Raw genomic sequence first — 18454 nt, 5'->3', positions numbered from 1 at the left:
CCCTTGCCCGGGCACGAGCGGCCCCAGGGAGACGCTAGCCGCGCCCAGCGAACCCGGCGAGCCGACGGGGCGCACCATCGAGGACCCGCGCTACGTCTGGTTCGAAGAAGCCACCTGTCCCTGCGGCGGTCGGCCCTGGTCGTCGGTCGTCGGCTCCTCGGCGGCGGCGTTGGCTGGGCTGGTCGCGAGGACGACGCAGCCCGCGACGGCGAGGACCGTGGCGAGGACGGCCGGGACCGCCCAGCCGTCGCGCACGACGTCGCCGAGGACGAGGAGCCCTACCGCGCCCGGGACGAGGACCTCGACCACGGAGACGGTGGCGGCGACGGATCCGATGTTGCCCTTCTCCAAGGCACGGAGGTACCCCAGGACGCCGGCCGCGCCGGCGAGGACGATCGCGATCGTGAGCGGCTGCAGGACGGTGTCGAGGATGTCGCCGGAGGCGTGCGCCCCGCGCGCGGCGATCGCCGCGACGGAGTAGCCGAGCCCGCCGACGAGCGCGAGGAGGATCGGGTGCCCGCGGCGGTAGGCGAGCAGGAAGGCGACCACCAGTACCGCGCCCGCCACGATCGTCCAGGTCGCGAATCCGGCGGGCGGCTCGGCCGCGGGCTGCTCCCCGGCCGAGAGGGCGAGCACGACGAGCGCGACGACGACCACCGCGATCGAGGCGAGGTCGGTGGGCCGCAGCGTCGCGTGCAGCACCACACGGGCGAGGATCACGACTCCGACGAGCGAGGACGCGATGATCGCCTGGACGACGAACAGCGGCAGGTGGTCCAGGGCGAGCAGGGACAGGCCGAATGCGACGCCGTCGAGCGCGAGCCCGCCGATGACGAGCGGGTGGCGCACCGCGGCCATGCCGTGCGTGCGCCGCGTCGCGACCGCCTGCATGATCGTGGCCACCGCGTAGGCGACGGCGGCGGCGACGGCCGCGGCGACCGACAGGATCATGACGCTGCCCCCACGCCGCGCAGGAACCGGCCGATCACCGGGATCTCGGTGACGCCTCCGACGCCGGCGAGCACCTCCCGCATCACGACGACAGCGGCTCTCACCTCGGGTGTCGGGTCCACCGTCCGATCATCGGGGACGCCGCCGCCCGCCGCACCCGGCGGCGCCGTCGTTCACGGTCCCCGGAGTGTCCCGTTGCGCGACGACACCTCCGGTACGAGCACCGGATGACGTCGTCGCGACGAACGGGCTCCTCGCGCGGCCTTGACGCCTGGGATGTCCGCCTCGTAACGTCTGTACTGCACGACGCAAGAAGTTGACAGTCGACCAGCACAAAGCAGTGCACCCCCTGCAACTCTCGAATGGCGTCCGCGGTTCGGCCGGTGACCATCCCTGACGGGCCGTGTCGTGGCGCAGACGGACCTGACCCGACCCACCCGTGACGGCGGGCGCGGCACCAGCACGGTCGCGCCCGCCGTCGGGCACCGCTGCCCGCGGGTGGACGAGCCCGCCCCGGCGGGAGAACGAGGACGTTCATGAGAACCCCCTGGAAGTACACGGTCGTGACGGGCGCCGCCCTGGCGCTCGTCGCGCCGCTCGGCGTGGTCGCCGTCGCGCACGCCGCGGACGCCACGAACCTGGCGGTCGGCAAGCCGATCGCCGCGTCGTCGACGACGCAGAGCTACGTCGCGGGCAACGCCAACGACGGGAACGCGAGCTCGTACTGGGAGGGCACGGGCGGGCAGTACCCGTCGAACCTCACGGTCGACCTCGGTGCGGAGGCCGACCTGGAGCGCGTCGTCGTCACGCTGCCGCCCCCGGCGGCGTGGTCGACGCGCACGCAGACGTTCAGCGTGCTCGGCCGCTCCGACGGCGAGTCGTCGTTCCGCACGCTCAAGGCGTCGGCGGCGTACCGCTTCGACCCCGCGACCGGCAACAAGGTTGAGATCCCGCTCGACACCGAGGTGGACGAGGTCCGCCTCGCGTTCTCCGCCAACACCGGCGCGGGCAACGGCCAGGTGTCCGAGCTGCAGGTGTGGGGCACGCCGACCGAGGGTGGCCCGACCGACCCCACCGACCCGCCGACCGACCCGACCGGCACCAACTACGCGAAGTCCCGCCCGGCGACCGCGTCGTCGACCGAGTGGCAGTTCGGCGCGGCGAACGCCGTGGACGGCCAGACCGGGACCTACTGGGAGGGCGCGGGCGGGCAGTACCCCTCGACCCTCGACGTGACTCTCGCGGCTCCGACCCAGCTCAGCAGCGCGCGGGTGCGCGTCAACCCCGACGCCGCGTGGGGCGCGCGCACGCAGACGTTCTCCGTCTGGGGCCGCACGGGGACGGGCGCGTGGCAGGAGCTCAAGGCATCCGCCGCGTACGCCTTCGCGCCCGGCAGCGGCAACCTCGTCGACGTGCCCCTGAGCGGGACCGTCACCGACGTGCGCCTGCGCTTCACCGGAAACACCGGCGCGGGCAACGGCCAGGTCGCCGAGCTCGAGGTCTACGGGGCACCCGCTCCGAACCCCAACCTCACCGTCACCGCGGTGACGGCGTCCCCGGCGGCGCCCACGGCCACGACGGCCGTGACGCTCACGGCGACCGTGAAGAACACGGGCGACCGGGCGTCGTCCGCGACGACGCTCGACGCGAAGGTGGGCGGCACGACCGCAGGCTCGGCCGCCGTCGGCGCGCTGCAGCCGGGCGCGAGCGCCCAGGTGCCGGTCGCCGCGGGCACGCGTCCTGCGGGCGAGTACACCGTGGGCGCGGTCGTCGACCCGGCGAACACCGTGGCCGAGCAGAACGAGGCCGACAACGCGTTCACGGCCACGGCGAAGCTCGTCGTGGGCGAGGCGCCCGGTCCGGACCTCGAGGTCGTCTCGGTCGCCTCGAACCCGTCCAACCCGTCCGTCGGGGCCGCCGTGATGTTCTCCGTCCAGGTGCGCAACCGCGGCAATCAGCCGGTCGCCGCCGGGTCGGTGACGCGCGTCGTCGCCGGGTCAGCCACGCTGAACGGCACGACGCCGGCCGTCGCCGCGGGCGCGACCGTCACCGTCACGCCGAGCGGCTCGTGGACCGCGACCAACGGCGGGGCCGCCGTGACCGCGACGGCCGACGCGACCGGCGTCGTCGCCGAGACGAACGAGGGCAACAACACCGGCACGCTCGCCGTGACGGTGGGTCGCGGCGCCGCCGTCCCGTACACGACCTACGAGGCGGAGGAGGGCCAGTACACGGGCACGCTGCTCCAGACCGACGCGCTGCGCACGTTCGGGCACACCAACTTCGCGACCGAGTCGTCGGGCCGCGAGTCCGTGCGCCTCACGAGCACCGGCCAGTACGTCCGGTTCACCTCGACCAACCCGACGAACTCGATCGTCGTGCGGGCCTCGATCCCCGACGCCCCCGCCGGCGGCGGACAGCAGAAGACGATCAGCCTCTACGCGGACGGCCAGTTCGTGCAGAAGCTCACGCTCTCGTCGAAGCACTCGTGGCTCTACGGGAACGTGGACGGCCCCGAGGCGCTGAGCAACACGCCGAGCGCCGACGCGCGTCGTCTGTTCGACGAGTCGAGCGTGCTGCTCGGTCGCTCGTTCCCCGCGGGGACGGTGTTCACGCTCCAGCGCGACGCCGGTGACGACGCCGCCTTCTACGTCATCGACCTCGTCGAGCTCGAGCAGGTCGCGCCGCCCGCGGCGAAGCCCGCCCAGTGCACGTCGATCACGGAGTACGGCGCGGTCCCGAACGACGGGCTCGAGGACACGGCCGCCATCCAGGCGGCGGTGACCGCCGACCAGAACGGTGACATCGAGTGCGTGTGGATCCCGGCGGGGCAGTGGCGCCAGGAGAAGAAGATCCTCACCGACGACCCGCTGAACCGCGGGATGCACAACCAGGTGGGCATCCGCGACGTGACGATCCGCGGCGCCGGCATGTGGCACTCGCAGCTCTACACGACCCTCGAGCCGCACCTCGCCCCGGGCGTCATCAACCACCCGCACGAGGGCAACTTCGGGTTCGACATCGACCACAACACCCAGATCTCGGACATCGCGATCTTCGGTTCCGGCACCATCCGCGGGAACAACGCCCAGGAGGAGGGCGGCGTCGGCCTCAACGGCCGGTTCGGGCAGGGCACGAAGATCACCAACGTGTGGATCGAGCACGCGAACGTCGGCGTGTGGGTCGGGCGCGACTACTCCAACATCCCCGAGCTGTGGGGACCGGGCGACGGGCTCGTGTTCTCCGGCATGCGGATCCGCAACACCTACGCGGACGGCATCAACTTCAGCAACGGGACGCGGAACTCGACGGTCGTGAACTCGACGTTCCGCAACAACGGCGACGACGCGCTGGCCGTCTGGGCCAACCCGTACGTCAAGGACCGGGCCGTCGACATCGGGCACGACAACGCGTTCCGCAACAACACGATCCAGCTCCCGTGGCGTGCCAACGGCATCGCGATCTACGGCGGCTACGACAACTCGATCGAGAACAACCTGATCTACGACACCATGAACTACCCCGGCATCATGCTGGCGACCGACCACGACCCCCTGCCGTTCTCGGGGACGACGCTCATCGCCAACAACGGTCTCTACCGCACGGGCGGGGCGTTCTGGAACGAGGACCAGGAGTTCGGCGCGATCACGATCTTCCCGCAGACGCACGACATCGTCGGCGTCACCATCCGCGACACGGACATCGTCGACTCCACGTACGACGGCATCCAGTTCAAGAACGGCGGCGGAAACATGCCGGACGTGAAGATCACGAACGTCCGGATCGACGGGTCGAACAACGGCTCCGGCATCCTCGCGATGGGAGGGGCGCGCGGCAACGCGATCCTGTCGAACGTGACCGTCACGAACTCGCGTGACGGCGACGTCGTCAAGGAGCCCGGCTCGCAGTTCGTCTTCACGGGCCAGTAACCGGGGGCCTGCCGAACACGAGGTTGGTGTCGTCATCCGCGCGATGACGACATCAACCTCGTTCTCGAGCGCTCCTCAGCTCGCGTGCCGGGTCAGGTACTCGCTGGCGGCGGCGCGCAGCACCTCGGATACCGAGCGGCCCTCGGCGGCCGCGACGGCGCGCACCTGGTCGTCGAGCTGCTTCGGCGCGCGGACCTTCCACATGGGCGACTCGCCGGGCGTCGCGTCCAGCGACGGGCGCCCGGCCGAGCGCTCGACGAGCGCGACGTCGCCTGCACCCTCGGCGGCGTCATCGAGCAGGGCGCGGACCGCATCGCGGCTTGCGGTCGTGCCCCGGCGTACCACGGCGCCCGGGCGGATCGTCGGCGCGTCGGACTCTGCCCACGCGGCGAGGTCGTCGTACCGCTTGTCTGTCATCGTCATCACTCTCCTTCGTCGTCCAGCAGGGCCAGGAACTTCGGCCGCGCGACCATCACGTGGAAGATCACCACGTCACGCGGAGGCACCCGCTCGGCCATCACCTCGAGCAGATCGCCGCCGAGCTGCCTCGGCGGCCCGATGTACAGGTCCGGGCGAGACGCCCCCTCGACGCGCGGCTCGTCGAACGCCTCCGCGACCAGATAGTGGTTCAGCATCGCGTGCAACGCGTCCTCACGGGCGATGCCGTGCTTGTCCGCGCTGTCCGTCCACCTGATCGCCACGCCAATAGCGTACTACATAAACGGCGAATTGCGTAGTACGAATCGCGGTGACTGGAGTTGTGCCGTGCTGTGGCACTCCGGTCCGGAAGGATTAGGGCATGACCTGGACTGTCGCACCTCTGGACGCACCCACCGGCACGACGAGGGCCGCGGCACTCTTCGCGAGACGGATCGACCACGTGGTCCTCATCCTGGGCATGGCGACCCTCTTCGAGGGCGAGGCCGGTCAGTGAGGAGAACACCGAGCGAACGTGAGCGGAATTCTTGGTCGAGCGATTGCCGGCCGGCGTGCTGGTTGGGAGGGTTTTCAGCGCAGGCGGCATGGTGTCGTCGCAGCTGATGTGGGGGTAGTCATGAGGAACATGCTCGTCAGGTGGGGGGGCACGCTCGGCGCGATCGCGCTGGTCGGTGCGATGTCTGTGACGCCGGCGCAGGCGGCGGAGGGGCGGTCGCTGGGCGCGAAGACGTGCTCGGTGAGCGTCGCGACGCAGGCTCGCGCGTCGGGGTCGCAGGTGCACTACGTCAACAACAACTACAAGACGTTCGCGTACTCGTCGGCGTATGTCACGCGCACGTACTACTCCGGGGTGAAGGTCGCGAACTCGACGTATGTCGAGGCCAGCGGCGCGATCGCCTCAGCCAGCGTGTTCTGCGACTACTGAGGCGCAGCGCGATGCGGACGGTGCCCTCGTCGTTCCCGGTAGTCGGGGTGGTGGTGGTCGTGCTGGCCCTGGCCGGGTGCGGCGGGGGCGCCGACTCGCCCGACTCCTCGGCGGGGACGAGCGGTAATGGAGAGCGGTCGATGCAGACCGTGGTGACCTGCATGCAGGAACGGGGCTGGACTGCCTCCTACGACGAGTCCGACGGGTCGATGCTTGTTGAAGACGTGCCTGAGTCGCAGCGGGCGCAGAACAAGGCGGACCACGACGAGTGCATGGCTGCGGCCGGGATGGACGTTCCACCCCCACCGTTGGACGACGCGCAGCTCGCCGAGTTGTACGCGCACGAGCTCGACACTGCGGAGTGCTTGCGTGAGTTCGGTGTCGACGTCGCCGCGGCCCCGTCGGAGCAGGTGTTCAAGGACACGTACAACTCCGGTGGCGCGTGGTCGGCATGGGCCTCGGTCGGTGACGTCGATCAGGAGACGTGGGAGCAGTACGAGGCGGAGTGCCCCCAGCTTCCGGAGGGCTGGTGAGGACCACCGGCGAGCCTCGCACGGGACCCGGCGCGCACCCGGAGGTCGGGTCGGTGGGTGACGTCTGGCCAGGCGAGGAGCCGGCTGACCGACGGCGTCGACGCGCAGGTGTCGTGGCCTGGGCTGCCGCGGCGCTGGTCGCGGGCGTGGGGCTGGGGTGGGCGGGGGCGGTCGTGTTCCGTCCGGCGCCCGAGCTTCCCCCGACGCCCGGCTTCACGACGGCCGAGGTGGTGCCAGGTGAGGTCGGTGCCGAGCTGAACCTTTCTGTGACGGCGCAGTGGCCGCGGACGCCGGCAGCGGTCAACCGCGCGTCGGGCGTGGTGACCGAGGTCGCGGCGCTCGACGGCGCGCCGGTCGCGGCAGGTGCGGTGTTGTACCGGGTCGACCAGCGGCCGGTCGTCGTCGGGGCGGGCGCGGTGCCCGCGTTCCGGGATCTGGGACCGGACGCCCGCGGTGAGGACGTGCGCCAGCTCCAGGCCCTGCTCGCCGGGTCGGGGTACTTCTCCGGGGAGCCGGACGGGCGCTTCGGCGCGGGAACGACCGCTGCGGTGCGCGCGTGGCAGCGCGACCTCGGTATCGGCGTCGACGGTGTGGTCCGCGCGGGCGACGTCGTCTACGTCGAGCAGCTGCCCGCCCGGATCGTGCTCGACACCGAGATCGTCACCCGTGGCGCGACGCTCGGCGGGGGCGAGACCGTCGTGCTGGCGCTGCCGGACGAGCCGTCGCTGCAGCTCGAGGTGACCCAGGAGCAGGCCGACCGGATCCCGTCCGGGACGGCCGTGCGCGTCACCTCGCCCGGCGGCGAGTCGTGGGAAGCCCTCACCGCCGCGTCGCGGCCGGGTGAGGACGGCGCAGTCCTGATCGACCTGCATGGCCCGGCGGGTGGATCGGTCTGCGGCGGCTCGTGCACGCAGCTGCCGGTCACCGGGCGGACGCTGCTCGACTCCGCCGTGGTGACCGACCCCGTGGTCTCCGGCCTCACCGTGCCGGTCGCGGCGCTGCGCAGCACCCCGGACGGCAGGGTGGTCGTCGTCGACCCGGACGGTGCCGAGCGCCCGGTGACGATCGTCGCCTCGGTAGGCGGGACCGCCGTCGTCGAAGGAGTCGCGGACGGGGACCGGGTGCGCGTACCGGCCGGCGACGCCCCTGCCCCTCAGGGCGGCTGAACGGTGGACGCACGACTGCGCGCGGACGGGCTCACGTTCGGCTACCACCGCCACGAACCGCTCTTCCGCGAATGGGACGCTCGCTTCGAGGCCGGCGAGGTCGTCGCGATCACCGGCCCGAGCGGACGCGGCAAGTCCACCCTCCTCTACCTGCTCGGCCTCATGGTCCACCCGCAGGAAGGGCGCGTCCTGCTCGACGGCGTGAGCGTGGCCGACGGAAGCGACGCCCGCCGCGCGCGCCTGCGCGCCGAGCGCTTCGGGTTCGTCTTCCAGGACGCCGCCCTCGACCCGACCCGCACCGTGCTCGACAACATCACCGGCCCGGCCCTGCACCGCCACCGCTCCCCCCGCGAGGCGCGCCGACGCGCGCACGAGCTCATGGATGAGCTCGGCGTCGCCGTGCGCGCGACCCACCGCCCCGGAGAGATCTCCGGCGGTCAGGCCCAACGCGTCGCCCTGTGCCGCGCGCTCCTGCACGAGCCCGCCGTCGTGCTCGCCGACGAACCCACCGGAAACCTCGACCCTGCATCGGCAGGCGTCGTCGTGGACACGTTCCACCGCGCTGCCCAGCATGGCGCGAGCGTCGTCGTCGTGACCCATGACCCCGCGCTCGTCGCCCGCTGCACCCGCGAGGTGCGCCTGTGAGCCCGCCCAACGGCACGCTGCGCGGCGCGCGCTACGCCGCCGAAGTCGTGCGCGAGGCGATCGCCTCCGCCCGCAGCCAGCCCGTCGGCTCGGCCGCAGTCGTCCTCGTCGTCGCCGCCCTGTGCGCGACCGTCCTGCTCACCACCGGACGCGCCGTCGGCACCGAGGACCAGGTCCTGGCCAGCATCGACGACGCCAGCACCCGCTCGCTCGTCGTGCGCGCCCAACCCGACGCGGGCATCGACACCCGCATCCTCGACGAGCTCGAACGCATCGACGCCGTCGCCTGGGCCGGTGCCTTCAGTGCCGCCACCGACGTGCGCAACACCGCCGTCCCCGGCGGCACCCCCGTCCCGCTACGTCACCTGTGGACGTACGACGCCGCCCACCTGGGGATCGGTGACGACGATCCCGTCGACGGCACCGTCCACGCATCTGCCACCGCGCTCGACGACCTCGCGATGACCACTGGTGGCGTCACCGACCCGGCCGGGACGCAGCGCGCTGTAGCAGGCACGCTCTACGTTCCCGACGAGCTCGACCCGCTGGAACCGCTCGCCCTCGTCGCCGCCGGCGTCCCCGCCGAACCTGAGCCCGTCAGCATCCTCGTCGTCCTGACGAGCACACCCCAGCTCGTCGACCCCGTGCGCGACACGCTCGTCTCACTGCTCGCCGTCGCCGACCCCACGACGGTCACCATCACCACGAGCGACGACCTCGTCCTGCTGCGCGACGTCGTAGCCGGCCAGCTGCGCGCCTACTCCCGCACCCTCGTCGTCGGCGTGCTCGGCCTCGCACTGCTGCTCATCGCCGCCGTCCAGACTGGAGTCGTCCTCCTGCGCCGCAAGGACTACGGCCGACGCCGCGCGCTCGGCGCCAGCCAGACCCTCGTCGTCGCGCTCGTCCTCACCCAGAGCGCCGTCCTCGCCACCCTCGGTGCCGCCACCGGCAGCCTCGTCGCTCTCACCGCCCTCGTCATCAGCGGTCAACCGCTGCCGGGAACCGACTTCTTCGGAGCCGTCGCGGTCCTTACCCTCGGCGTCGGGACCCTCGCAGCCCTCCTGCCCGCACTCGTCGCCGCACGACGCGACCCCCTCACCGAGCTCCGCGTCCCCTGACCGACCACGACGGCAGGACGCGTGAGCGAGCCAGCATCGGTGCACCACGAAGCCGAAAGCCACGGGCGCTCAAGCGAACCGCACACTCGCCCCATCGACCACCCAGTCGCCTCCCCCACACCGCAGCAGAACGACCGTTTGTCGTACGTCGCAGAACCCTCTTTTGGACTCTGGCTTCAGATGGACGACACGCCGACCAGATCGTGGTCGCGACGACCACCCGCGCCGCCCCGCGACACAGCGCGCCTGGCTCGCGGCCGCAGCAGGAGTCGCACGGGGCCGCGCCGGCGCTCCGCGGACCGTCCTGGGTCCACCTCTTCTCGCCGTCCTTGTCGTCGGTGAAGGTCAGTGCCGCCTTCCTCGCGGGCATGTCGACGTCGCCGCCCGGCTCCTCGTCGTCCTCCCAGGGGGCGTTCTTGGAGCGGGCCGCGGCCTCCGAGCACATCAGGAAGCTCACCGTCCGCACCGCGTCGTCGGCGAGGTCGGGGCAGGCGCGACGCACGGCGTCGTCGACCGCCGTCTTCATCCGGTCCCAGGCTCGCTTCTCCGTCGGGCGACGTCCCCGGCGCGGATCGAGGCCGATTCGCGTCCCCGCGCGGGCCTGCTCCGCGACGGCGATCACGCGCAGCACCTCGGGCAGCAGCGCGGGGTCGACGGCTGTCGGGCTTGCGCCGCGGGATCGTCGATCCATGGATGTACTGGCCCGTGTAGTACAGGATGGCGACGTCGAGCGGCGAGAGGTGGAGCGCGTCACGCGTCCACCTTCCGCCAGGGGTCCGGGCGACCAGTGCGTCGTCGGTGCCCGAGCGCCGGACGCCGCGGGACAGGCCGCGACGAGGCAGGTCAGCCGGCGACATCCTAGGTATCCGCCGTCACGCCGCTCGTGCGAACCAGTCGAGCGCGAGGTCGGCGACCGCGGTCGGGGCGTCGTCGGTGATGAAGTGGGCGGCGTCGTCGACGAACGCGAGCTCGAAGCGGTCGGCGTACCGCTCGTGGTCGCGGCAGATGTGCCGCAGGAGGTCCTCGGTGGTCGGGTGGTCGCGGCGGCCGAACACGACGAGCGTCGGCACGGTGAGCCGCCGACGGCGGTAGTCGCCGCGGACGAGGCGCAGCGCCTCGGGCAGGACCATGCGGCGAGCGAGCGGACGAATCGCGGCGTCGACCTCCGGCCGCTGCAACGGTGCGAGGTGGGCCGCGATCGTCGCCTCCGACATCGGGCGGGCGACGTACCGCTCGGAGAAGTCCCCGCGCAGCGAGGCGCCCGGGCGGTGCCAGACGTACTTGGGCAGGTGCTGGAACGCCGGGACGAGCTTCGGGCTGAACCGCAGGAAGGCCGGCCAGACGGCGAGCTGCACCGCCCACCGCACCCGTTCGGGGTGGTCGTAGGTCAGCTGCATCGCGGTGATGGCGCCCATGTCGTGGGAGACGAGGTGGACGCGATCGACGTCCAGGGCGTCGAGGAGCGCGAGCACGTCGTGGAGCCGTGTCTCGCGCGCGACGTGCGGGTCGTCGGCCACGGTCCAGCCGGCCCCGCGCAGGTCGGGGCAGTAGACGCGGTAGCCGTGCGCCGCGATCGCCGGGGCGACGGCGTGCCACTGCCACCAGTGCTGGGGGCACCCGTGCAGCAGCAGCACCGGGTCGCCCTCGCCGACGACGGCCACGTGGCTGCGCAGGCCGGGCGTCGCGACGACGAGATGGTCGAAGCCGGGGGCCTCGGGCAGCGGCGGCGACCAGTCCGCGGCGTCGCGGGGACCGGTGGTGCGAGGCTCGGGCGTGGTCATGACGACCCCTCCGTCCAGTGACTACTATTTTCATAGTAGACCTCGTCGGAAGGGGCGTCCATGGCCACCACGCGGGACCGCGCGCTGGCAGCGGCCGTGGAGCTGCTCGGCAGGGACGGCGTGCGGGCGATGAGCCATGCGCGGGTCGATGCCCGTGCCGGCCTCCCGCCCGGATCGACCTCGAACTGGTTCCGCACCCGGCGGGCTCTGCTCGCGGGAGTGGTCGACTGGGTCGCGGAGCAGGAGCGGACGGACTTCGACCCGGCCGCGATGCCGGCGATCACGGGGATCGACGGACTGATCGGGGGCCTGTGCGCCATGGCCGAGCTCCAGACCGGACCGTTCGCCACACGCACCCGCGCGCGTTACGCGCTCTTCCTCGAGCTCGCGGGCGACCCCGAGCTCGGCGAGCCCTTGCGGCGGCAGCGCCACGAGTTCGAGCGGTGGACGGAGCAGCTCGTCGTCGACCTCGGCGTCGCCGACCCCGTGCCGGCGACCCGGGCGCTCATGGCGCTGCTCGACGGGATGCTGCTGCACCGGCTCACCGTCGACCCCGAGCTCGACCTGCGTCCCGCCATCGAGCGCGCCGTGCGCGCCCTCGCGGTGTCGTGACCCACGGTCGGTCCGCCGATCAGTCCAGGCAGAACTCGTTGCCCTCGACGTCCTGCATGACGATGCACGACTCGTTCTCCTCGTCGGCCACCATCGCCCGGACGCAGGTCGCGCCGAGCGCGACGAGCCGGTCACGCTCGGCCTGGAGCGTCGCGAGTCGCTCGGCGCCGACGAGCCCGGTCCCAGCACGCACGTCGAGGTGGACCCGGTTCTTGACGACCTTGCCCTCGGGGACGCGCTGGAAGTACAGGCGCGGGCCGACGCCGGTGGGGTCGCTGCACGCGAACCACGTATCGCGCTCCTCGGGCGGCAGCGCGGCGTTCGCCTCGTCCCACGTCGCGAAGCCCTCCGGCGGTGGCGTGGGGACGTAGCCGAGCACGTCGCACCAGAACCGTGCGACACGCTCCGGCTGCGCGCAGTCGAAGGTGACCTGGACCTGCCGCACCGATGTCATGGCGCCACCCTAAGGCCGCTGGCCAGCGACCCGCGGGCGGCGCCTCGCGCGCCGTTGCGCGCGGCACCCGGGCGTCTCCCGGGTGCCGCGCACGACGGCGGTCAGGCGGCGCGGCGCAGCCCGACGGCCGGGAAGTCGACGGGCACGTCGAGTGCCACGTTGACGTAGTTGGTGAAGATGTTCAGCGCGACGTGCGCGACGACCTCGACGACCTGCCCGTCGGTCCACCCCGCGTCGCGGACGACCTGGACGTCCTGGGCGGTGACGTGGCCGCGCTCGTCGACGAGGGTCAGGGCGAAGCGCAGGAGCGCGGCGACCCGCGGGTCGTGCGAGGCGCCGTCCTGCGCGGCGGTGAGCTCGTCGGGCGAGAGGCCCGCCTTGCGGCCGAGCGCCGTGTGCGCGGCGAGGCAGTACTCGCACCCGTTCCGGTTCGCGACGGCCACGGCGATCTGCTCGCTGATCTCGGGACCGAGCGTGCCCGTGCCGAGGGCACCGAACGAGCCCCACAGGCTCTGCAGCGCGGCCGGGGAGTTCGCGACCGCCCGGAACATCGCCGGGACGCCGCCGAACGCGGAGTGGATCTGGTCGAGCTGGTCGGCCACGGGGCCGTCGGTGGACTCGGGGCTGACGAGGGGGACGCGGGACATGGGAAGTTCCTCCGGTGTCGGGTGCGGGACGTGCGGCCGTCGCGGTGAGGGGCCGACGTCGTCCAGCATGCGCGGGTCGACAGGACGACGGGATACGAATCGTCCACCAGACTTACCTGATCGTCTGGCATGCTGGGCCGATGGCCTCCGTCGACCGCCTCTCCCACCTCCTCGAGCGCTTCCGCGTCCGGACGCACCTCTTCCACACGGGGCCGCTGTGCGGGACCACGACCTTCGACGCGCGGCCGGGGCGCGGGTTCCTGCACGTGCTGCGCCGTGGCGAGATGGACGTCACGCACGTCGGCGCCGGCGGGCGGACCGAGCGTCGGACCGTCGACCGCCCGAGCCTGCTCTTCTACCCGCGCCCGCTGGAGCATGCGTTCCACAACGCGCCCACCGAGGACTCCGACTTCGCGTGCGCGACCCTCGACGTCGAGAGCGGCTCGACGCACCCCCTCGTCCGGACGCTCCCGCCCCTGCTCGTGCTGCCGCTCGACGAGGTCAGCGGCCTCGAACCGGCGCTCGACCTGCTGTTCGGGGAGATCGACGACGTCCGGTGCGGGCGCCGCGTGGTCGCCGACAGGCTGTTCGAGGTGGTCCTCGTCCAGCTCTTCCGATGGATCCTCGACCACGCCGACGAGCTCGCGCTGCCGGCCGGGCTCCTGCCCGGCCTGGCGGACGAGCGCCTCGCCCCCGCGCTCGTCGCCGTCCACGAGTCCCCCGGCCGGCCCTGGACGCTCGAGTCCCTTGCGCGCGAGGCGCACCTGTCCCGCAGCGCGTTCGCCGCGCGGTTCAAGGACGTCGTCGGGCAGCCGCCCGCGGAGTACGTGACGCACTGGCGGCTGACGGTCGCCCAGGACAGGCTCCGCGCCGGTGCGTCCGTGAGCCGGACCGCGAACGAGCTCGGGTACGCGACTCCCGCTGCCTTCTCCCGGGCGTTCAGCCACCGGGTCGGACGCTCGCCGCGCGCCTGGCTCGCCGCCGACGCCGCCCCGGCGGAGAGTGCCGCCCGCTGACGGGGGCTACCGGTGGTCCACCGCCGGCGCCGCGGGGAACGCGCGCCGTGCGACGAGCACCACGACGAGCGCGAGGGCGGCGATGCCGGCCCCGACGAACGGGACGGCGTCGAGCCCGGACCCGGCCAGGACGAGCGCGCCGAGCGCGGCGCCGCCCCCGATGCCGATGTTCGACGTCGTGTTGACGAGCGCTCCCGTGACGTCGGGCGACGCGCCGTGCGTGCGGATCGCGGCTGACTGGAAGACCGGTGCGATCGCGCCGAACCCCGCGCTCCACACCCCGATCGCGACGAGCACCCCGACCGTCGCGGGGAACGCGAGTCCGACGGCGAGCATGCCGCCCGCGATCGCCACGACGGCGACGATCGTCGTGCGGCGCGGCCGGTGGTCGAGACGAGCCGCGGCGAACGCGGTGCCGACGAGCCCGAGTGCCCCGAGCACCAGGAGCGCGGGGCCGAGCGCCGACTCCTGCAGGCCCGCGCCGAGGAGCAGCAGCGACACGTAGGTGTAGACCGTGTACTGACCGAGGTAGGCCAGGGCGTTGGTCGTCGTGACGACGGCGAGCGCGGTCCGCCGGGTGGAGCGCGCGGCGTCCGACGGCGGGCTCCCGCCGCCCGGCACGGCAGGCAGGAGGAGCGCGATGAGGACGGCGGTCACCGCGCACGCACCGGCGAGGACCGCGAACGAGGCGCGCCAGCCGACCGCCGTCCCGAGCGCCGTCGTCAGCGGCACCCCGAGCACGAACCCCACCGCAGCCCCCGCCGTGACGAGCGAGAGCGCGCGCCCCGTGAGGTGCGGCAGCACGAGCCGGGACGCGTAGCCGATGCTCACCGAGAAGAACACCGCGTGCGACATGCCGCCGAGCGCGCGGGCGGCCGCCACGACGGCGAACGTCGGCGCGACCGCCACGAGCACGTTGCTCAGGGTGTACAGCGCGAGCGTCGTCAGCAGCAGGCTCTTGCGCGGGAACCGGCGCGTCCCGAGCGTGAGGGGCACGGCCAGCACGGCGACCATGGCCGCGTACGCCGTCACGAGCAGGCCCGCGACGGACTCGGTGACGTCCAGGTCCGCGCTGATGAGGGGGAGCAGCCCGACGGGCACGAGCTCGGTCGTGATGGCGACGAACGTCGCGAGGCCCAGCGCGACGATGCCGCCGGTCGCCTCACGGACCGTCCCGGGACGGAACGCGGCCGTCACGCGTCCCACCCGCCCGTGCACACGCTGAGCTGGGTCACGTCGGGAACGGTGGGTGGCATGGCCCTCACCCTAGGAGCGCACAGCGGGTGCGTCCCGTCCTTTGCCGGAACGGTGTGCCGCTTGGGCGGGCTCGACCGGCGCCGCCGTGCGGCTCGGCGACGTCATCCGGCGACCTCGGTCTGCGGCACTGCGTGCTCGGCGGCGCGGCTCACGTGCTCCCACGCGGCCCAGGTCTCGAGCCGCTGCTGCGAGACGTGGTGCGCGAGGTCGTAGGTCATGCTCCCGAGGGCGAGGCGCAGGGGCGGGTCGTCGCTGTCGACCACCGCGAGCATCGCCTCGGCCGCGAGCCGTGGGTCGCTGTCCACCGAGCCCTCGGCCCACTGGCTCTCGAGCTCGGCGCGCAGCGGGGCATAGGCCTCGAGCGGCGTCGTGGAGGTCATGCTCGTGTAGAGGTCGGTCCAGTAGCCACCCGGCTGCACGATGGTGACCTTCACGCCGTAGGGCGCCGCCTCCATGGCGAGGGCCTCGCTCATGCCCTCGAGCGCGAACTTGCTCGCGCTGTACAGGCCCGTGCTGGGGAAGCCGCCGAGGCCGGCGATGCTCGAGACCTGCAGGAGGTGGCCGGACCCCTGCTCGCGCAGGTGCGGCAGCACCGCCTGGCTGATCCAGAGGGCACCGAAGAAGTTGACCTCGAGCTGGGCGCGGGCCTGCGCCTCGGTGAACTCCTCGACCATGCCCATGGACATGGTTCCGGCGTTGTTCACGACGACGTCGAGCAGGCCGAAGTGTGCGACGGCGGTGGTCACCGCGGCGTCGACCGCGCTCTTGTCGGTGACGTCCACGCTGAGCGCGAGGACGCGGTCGCGGTGCCGCTCGTCGAACGCGTCGGCGGTCGCGGTGCGTGCCGCGGCGACCACCCGGTCGCCGCGCTCGAGCGCGGCGACCGCGAGCGCCCGGCCGATGCCGCGGCTGGCGCCGGTGATGAACCACGTGCGGGGGGCGGGGGAAGACGGGAACAAGTGATCCTCCTTCGTAAGACGAGACGTTGCGTCTCGTTGTGCTCCACACCGTAGACCACGCTCTGGCGTTTGGCAATACGCAACGTCTCGTCTCGCTTCGGCTACCCTGGTCGCATGCCGAACCCCGATCCCGCACGACGCAACGAGAGCTCGCGCCGCGCCGTCCTCACGGCCACGCTCGACCTCCTCCAGGACGTCCCCTACGCCCGGCTGAGCATCGAGGGCATCGCCACGCGCGCCGGCGTCGGGAAGCAGACGATCTACCGGTGGTGGCCCTCGAAGGCCGCCGTCCTCTTCGACGCCTTCCTCCTCCTCAGCGAGGAGAGCGCAGGGGAGGCGCCCCAGCTCCCCGACACCGGCGACCTGCGGGCCGACCTCACGCTGGTCCTCAAGGCGACCGTCGCCGAGCTGAACGACCCCCAACTCGCCGAGCCCATGCGCGCGCTGGCGACCGAGGTCGCGCACGACGACGCACTCGCCGCCGCGTACCACGAGCGGCTCGACGCCCCGCTCCGCGAGGCCAAGCGACGTCGCCTGCGCAGCGCGCAGGAGACGGGCGAGCTGGCGCGAGACCTCGACCTCGACGTGGCGGTCGACGTCATCTGGGGCCCCCTGCTCAACCGGTGGCTCCAGCGCAGCGGCCCCCTGACCGACGAGTACGTCGACGCGCTCGTCGACACCGCGCTGCGGGGCATGTCCCAGCGGCGCGGTGTGGCGTCCTGACGCGGTGCGCGTCGAACCGGTGACCGAGGCCGTCCTCGTGGACCGGGTCGTGGACCTGCTGCTCCGCCCCCTCCCCGGTACCGACGGCCGCGGCCGCCGCGAGCCCGACGCCGCGGTCCGGCTCCTCGTCGACGGCCACCCCTCCACGCATCCCGAGGCGCTCGCGGACGCGCTCGTCGCACCGCTGCGCGCGGCCGGGCGACCGGTCGCGCGGATCCGGGTGCGCGACTTCTGGCGCCCCGCGTCGCTGCGCCTCGAGCGCGGTCGCGAGGACCCGGACGCCCTGCTCGACGAGTGGATCGACGTGGCAGGGCTCAATCGTGAGGTGCTCGACGCCGTCGGCACCGGTGGGTCCGGCCGCTACGTGCCGAGTCTGCGCGACCCGGCGACGAGCCGCTCCACCCGCGCGGCGTACGTCGACGCCGAGCCGGGGCTCGTCGTCGTGCTCGACGGGTCGCTCTCCCTCGGGCGCGGGCTCACGACGGACCTCACCGTCCACCTCGCGCTGCGCGCGGCGACGCTCGCGCGCCGCACGGACGCGGACGAGGCGTGGACGCTCGCCGCCTACGCGCGCTACGACCGGGAGGTCCGGCCCGCGGAGGTGGCCGACGTCGTCGTGCGGGTCGATGACGCGCGGCACCCCGCGCTCGTCGTGCGCTGAGCGGCCTGCGCGCCCGGGCGGGCTCAGCGCGGCAGGTGCTGCTCCACGAGGTCGACGATCGCCGGGTCGTCGGGAAGGGTGCGCGGCCGGAACCGGCGCACGTCGCCACCTGGCAGGACGAGGAACTTCTCGAAGTTCCAGGTCACGCGCCCGGCCTTGCCCTCGGCGTCGGGCGCCTTCTTGAGCTCGGTGTAGAGCGGGTGCGCGTGCCGCCCGTTGACGCGCACGCGGTCGACCACGGGGAACGTCACGCCGTACGTCGTCGAGCAGAACTCTTGTACGGCCTCGTTCGTGCCCAGCTCCTGGAGGAACTGGTTGCTGGGGAACCCGATCACCGTGAACCCGCGGTCGCGGTACGTCGACTGCATCGCCTCGAGCGTCGCGTACTGCGGCGCGAGCCCGCACCGCGACGCGACGTTGACGACGAGCACGACCTCGTCCGCGTGCTCGCGCAGGGTGTGCGTCGTCCCGTCCATCGCGTCGAACGGGATGTCGTACAGGCTCATGTGATCTCTCTCCTGACGGTCGCGCGTGACGGACGGTTGCCCGGGTCGCCCTCCCATCCTGCACCCTGCGACGTCCGAGATGTGAAGATCCTGGAGCGGTGCCGCGCCCGCGGTCGCTGCCCGCCGCCCCCGG

At 72.8% G+C, this 18454-nt stretch carries 22 protein-coding genes and 1 pseudogene; 11 read left to right on the top strand and 12 right to left on the bottom strand.

Annotation, left to right across the window (positions count from 1 at the left end; genetic code table 11):
* Positions 1 to 90: 90 nt before the first annotated feature.
* Together AC4H2H_RS01360 and AC4H2H_RS01355 are read right to left on the bottom strand one after the other, a co-directional pair.
* Positions 91 to 951 carry a hypothetical protein gene (locus AC4H2H_RS01360; protein WP_494369018.1) on the bottom strand — a complete coding sequence of 287 codons (861 nt, stop codon included), beginning with the start codon at positions 949 to 951 and terminating at the stop codon, positions 91 to 93.
* Positions 948 to 1073, bottom strand: a complete 126-nt coding sequence (locus tag AC4H2H_RS01355; protein WP_494369017.1) for a hypothetical protein — start codon at positions 1071 to 1073, stop codon at positions 948 to 950. The genes AC4H2H_RS01360 and AC4H2H_RS01355 overlap by 4 nt, the downstream gene beginning before the upstream one ends.
* Before the next feature lie 414 nt (positions 1074 to 1487).
* On the opposite strand from AC4H2H_RS01355, the gene AC4H2H_RS01350 reads away from it, so the two are divergent.
* Positions 1488 to 4880 carry a CARDB domain-containing protein gene (locus AC4H2H_RS01350; RefSeq protein ID WP_494369016.1) on the top strand — a complete coding sequence of 1131 codons (3393 nt, stop codon included), beginning with the start codon at positions 1488 to 1490 and terminating at the stop codon, positions 4878 to 4880.
* 75 nt (positions 4881 to 4955) lie between these two features.
* Here the strand turns inward: AC4H2H_RS01350 and AC4H2H_RS01345 are convergent, their stop codons facing one another.
* Complete coding sequence (locus tag AC4H2H_RS01345) at positions 4956 to 5303, bottom strand: ribbon-helix-helix domain-containing protein (protein WP_494369015.1); 348 nt, start codon at positions 5301 to 5303, stop codon at positions 4956 to 4958.
* Complete coding sequence (locus AC4H2H_RS01340) at positions 5303 to 5581, bottom strand: hypothetical protein (RefSeq protein ID WP_494369014.1); 279 nt, start codon at positions 5579 to 5581, stop codon at positions 5303 to 5305. Before AC4H2H_RS01340 ends, AC4H2H_RS01345 begins: the two co-directional genes overlap by 1 nt.
* Before the next feature lie 98 nt (positions 5582 to 5679).
* Between AC4H2H_RS01340 and AC4H2H_RS01335 the strand changes: the two genes are divergently transcribed.
* The 6 genes from AC4H2H_RS01335 to AC4H2H_RS01310 all read left to right on the top strand — a co-directional run bounded on the left by AC4H2H_RS01335 (position 5680) and on the right by AC4H2H_RS01310 (position 9705).
* Positions 5680 to 5814 carry a hypothetical protein gene (locus tag AC4H2H_RS01335; protein ID WP_494369013.1) on the top strand — a complete coding sequence of 45 codons (135 nt, stop codon included), beginning with the start codon at positions 5680 to 5682 and terminating at the stop codon, positions 5812 to 5814.
* A 120-nt stretch (positions 5815 to 5934) separates the two neighbouring features.
* Positions 5935 to 6243 carry a hypothetical protein gene (locus AC4H2H_RS01330; RefSeq protein WP_494369012.1) on the top strand — a complete coding sequence of 103 codons (309 nt, stop codon included), beginning with the start codon at positions 5935 to 5937 and terminating at the stop codon, positions 6241 to 6243.
* Positions 6244 to 6254: 11 nt separating this feature from the next.
* Positions 6255 to 6776, top strand: coding sequence for a hypothetical protein (locus AC4H2H_RS01325; RefSeq protein ID WP_494369011.1), 522 nt, complete (start codon positions 6255 to 6257; stop codon positions 6774 to 6776).
* A gap of 113 nt (positions 6777 to 6889) precedes the next feature.
* Positions 6890 to 7942, top strand: a complete 1053-nt coding sequence (locus AC4H2H_RS01320; protein WP_494369010.1) for a peptidoglycan-binding protein — start codon at positions 6890 to 6892, stop codon at positions 7940 to 7942.
* Between the two features lie 3 nt (positions 7943 to 7945).
* A complete protein-coding gene (locus AC4H2H_RS01315; protein ID WP_494369009.1) occupies positions 7946 to 8587 on the top strand; it encodes an ABC transporter ATP-binding protein in 642 nt (213 codons plus the stop codon).
* Positions 8584 to 9705 (top strand): FtsX-like permease family protein, encoded by a 1122-nt coding sequence (locus AC4H2H_RS01310; RefSeq protein WP_494369008.1) that lies wholly within the window; start codon positions 8584 to 8586, stop codon positions 9703 to 9705. The genes AC4H2H_RS01315 and AC4H2H_RS01310 overlap by 4 nt, the downstream gene beginning before the upstream one ends.
* Here the strand turns inward: AC4H2H_RS01310 and AC4H2H_RS01305 are convergent.
* The 3 genes and pseudogenes from AC4H2H_RS01305 to AC4H2H_RS01295 all read right to left on the bottom strand — a co-directional run bounded on the left by AC4H2H_RS01305 (position 9683) and on the right by AC4H2H_RS01295 (position 11486).
* Complete coding sequence (locus AC4H2H_RS01305) at positions 9683 to 10396, bottom strand: DUF6357 family protein (RefSeq protein WP_494369007.1); 714 nt, start codon at positions 10394 to 10396, stop codon at positions 9683 to 9685. The genes AC4H2H_RS01310 and AC4H2H_RS01305 overlap by 23 nt on opposite strands.
* Before the next feature lie 19 nt (positions 10397 to 10415).
* Positions 10416 to 10562, bottom strand: a pseudogene (locus tag AC4H2H_RS01300) (hypothetical protein); the annotation flags it as partial.
* 15 nt (positions 10563 to 10577) lie between these two features.
* Entirely contained in the window at positions 10578 to 11486 is a 909-nt protein-coding gene (locus AC4H2H_RS01295; RefSeq protein ID WP_494369006.1) for an alpha/beta fold hydrolase, read from the bottom strand.
* A 60-nt stretch (positions 11487 to 11546) separates the two neighbouring features.
* Between AC4H2H_RS01295 and AC4H2H_RS01290 the strand changes: the two genes are divergently transcribed.
* A complete protein-coding gene (locus tag AC4H2H_RS01290) occupies positions 11547 to 12098 on the top strand; it encodes a TetR/AcrR family transcriptional regulator (RefSeq protein WP_494369005.1) in 552 nt (183 codons plus the stop codon).
* 19 nt (positions 12099 to 12117) lie between these two features.
* On the opposite strand, the gene AC4H2H_RS01285 is transcribed toward AC4H2H_RS01290, so the two are convergent.
* Positions 12118 to 12552 (bottom strand): VOC family protein, encoded by a 435-nt coding sequence (locus AC4H2H_RS01285; RefSeq protein ID WP_494369004.1) that lies wholly within the window; start codon positions 12550 to 12552, stop codon positions 12118 to 12120.
* A gap of 101 nt (positions 12553 to 12653) precedes the next feature.
* Complete coding sequence (locus tag AC4H2H_RS01280) at positions 12654 to 13199, bottom strand: carboxymuconolactone decarboxylase family protein (RefSeq protein WP_494369003.1); 546 nt, start codon at positions 13197 to 13199, stop codon at positions 12654 to 12656.
* A 140-nt stretch (positions 13200 to 13339) separates the two neighbouring features.
* On the opposite strand from AC4H2H_RS01280, the gene AC4H2H_RS01275 reads away from it, so the two are divergent.
* On the top strand, positions 13340 to 14215 hold the full coding sequence (locus tag AC4H2H_RS01275) for an AraC family transcriptional regulator (RefSeq protein ID WP_494369002.1): 876 nt from the start codon (positions 13340 to 13342) through the stop codon (positions 14213 to 14215).
* Between the two features lie 6 nt (positions 14216 to 14221).
* Here the strand turns inward: AC4H2H_RS01275 and AC4H2H_RS01270 are convergent, their stop codons facing one another.
* Together AC4H2H_RS01270 and AC4H2H_RS01265 are read right to left on the bottom strand one after the other, a co-directional pair.
* A complete protein-coding gene (locus AC4H2H_RS01270; RefSeq protein WP_494369001.1) occupies positions 14222 to 15412 on the bottom strand; it encodes an MFS transporter in 1191 nt (396 codons plus the stop codon).
* A 161-nt stretch (positions 15413 to 15573) separates the two neighbouring features.
* Positions 15574 to 16431 (bottom strand): SDR family oxidoreductase, encoded by an 858-nt coding sequence (locus AC4H2H_RS01265; RefSeq protein WP_494369000.1) that lies wholly within the window; start codon positions 16429 to 16431, stop codon positions 15574 to 15576.
* Between the two features lie 114 nt (positions 16432 to 16545).
* On the opposite strand from AC4H2H_RS01265, the gene AC4H2H_RS01260 reads away from it, so the two are divergent.
* Positions 16546 to 17154 (top strand): TetR/AcrR family transcriptional regulator, encoded by a 609-nt coding sequence (locus tag AC4H2H_RS01260; protein ID WP_494368999.1) that lies wholly within the window; start codon positions 16546 to 16548, stop codon positions 17152 to 17154.
* A gap of 19 nt (positions 17155 to 17173) precedes the next feature.
* Entirely contained in the window at positions 17174 to 17815 is a 642-nt protein-coding gene (locus tag AC4H2H_RS01255; protein WP_494368998.1) for a nucleoside/nucleotide kinase family protein, read from the top strand.
* A gap of 23 nt (positions 17816 to 17838) precedes the next feature.
* On the opposite strand, the gene AC4H2H_RS01250 is transcribed toward AC4H2H_RS01255, so the two are convergent.
* Positions 17839 to 18321, bottom strand: coding sequence for a glutathione peroxidase (locus AC4H2H_RS01250; RefSeq protein WP_494368997.1), 483 nt, complete (start codon positions 18319 to 18321; stop codon positions 17839 to 17841).
* Between the last annotated feature and the right edge of the window lie 133 nt (positions 18322 to 18454).

Source organism: Cellulosimicrobium sp. BMG9.22 (assembly GCF_059159975.1).
This window is presented reverse-complemented; position numbering and strand designations above follow the sequence as displayed.

Excerpts from the sequence above, each read along its gene's own strand:
- AC4H2H_RS01360 (WP_494369018.1), bottom strand. The coding sequence starts at position 951 with ATGATCCTGTCGGTCGCCGCGGCCGTCGCCGCCGCCGTCGCCTACGCG.
- AC4H2H_RS01350 (WP_494369016.1), top strand. The coding sequence starts at position 1,488 with ATGAGAACCCCCTGGAAGTACACGGTCGTGACGGGCGCCGCCCTGGCG.
- AC4H2H_RS01345 (WP_494369015.1), bottom strand. The coding sequence starts at position 5,303 with ATGACGATGACAGACAAGCGGTACGACGACCTCGCCGCGTGGGCAGAG.
- AC4H2H_RS01335 (WP_494369013.1), top strand. The coding sequence starts at position 5,680 with ATGACCTGGACTGTCGCACCTCTGGACGCACCCACCGGCACGACGAGG.
- AC4H2H_RS01330 (WP_494369012.1), top strand. The coding sequence starts at position 5,935 with ATGAGGAACATGCTCGTCAGGTGGGGGGGCACGCTCGGCGCGATCGCG.
- AC4H2H_RS01325 (WP_494369011.1), top strand. The coding sequence starts at position 6,255 with ATGCGGACGGTGCCCTCGTCGTTCCCGGTAGTCGGGGTGGTGGTGGTC.
- AC4H2H_RS01305 (WP_494369007.1), bottom strand. The coding sequence starts at position 10,396 with ATGGATCGACGATCCCGCGGCGCAAGCCCGACAGCCGTCGACCCCGCG.
- AC4H2H_RS01295 (WP_494369006.1), bottom strand. The coding sequence starts at position 11,486 with ATGACCACGCCCGAGCCTCGCACCACCGGTCCCCGCGACGCCGCGGAC.
- AC4H2H_RS01290 (WP_494369005.1), top strand. The coding sequence starts at position 11,547 with ATGGCCACCACGCGGGACCGCGCGCTGGCAGCGGCCGTGGAGCTGCTC.
- AC4H2H_RS01285 (WP_494369004.1), bottom strand. The coding sequence starts at position 12,552 with ATGACATCGGTGCGGCAGGTCCAGGTCACCTTCGACTGCGCGCAGCCG.
- AC4H2H_RS01280 (WP_494369003.1), bottom strand. The coding sequence starts at position 13,199 with ATGTCCCGCGTCCCCCTCGTCAGCCCCGAGTCCACCGACGGCCCCGTG.
- AC4H2H_RS01275 (WP_494369002.1), top strand. The coding sequence starts at position 13,340 with ATGGCCTCCGTCGACCGCCTCTCCCACCTCCTCGAGCGCTTCCGCGTC.
- AC4H2H_RS01260 (WP_494368999.1), top strand. The coding sequence starts at position 16,546 with ATGCCGAACCCCGATCCCGCACGACGCAACGAGAGCTCGCGCCGCGCC.
- AC4H2H_RS01250 (WP_494368997.1), bottom strand. The coding sequence starts at position 18,321 with ATGAGCCTGTACGACATCCCGTTCGACGCGATGGACGGGACGACGCAC.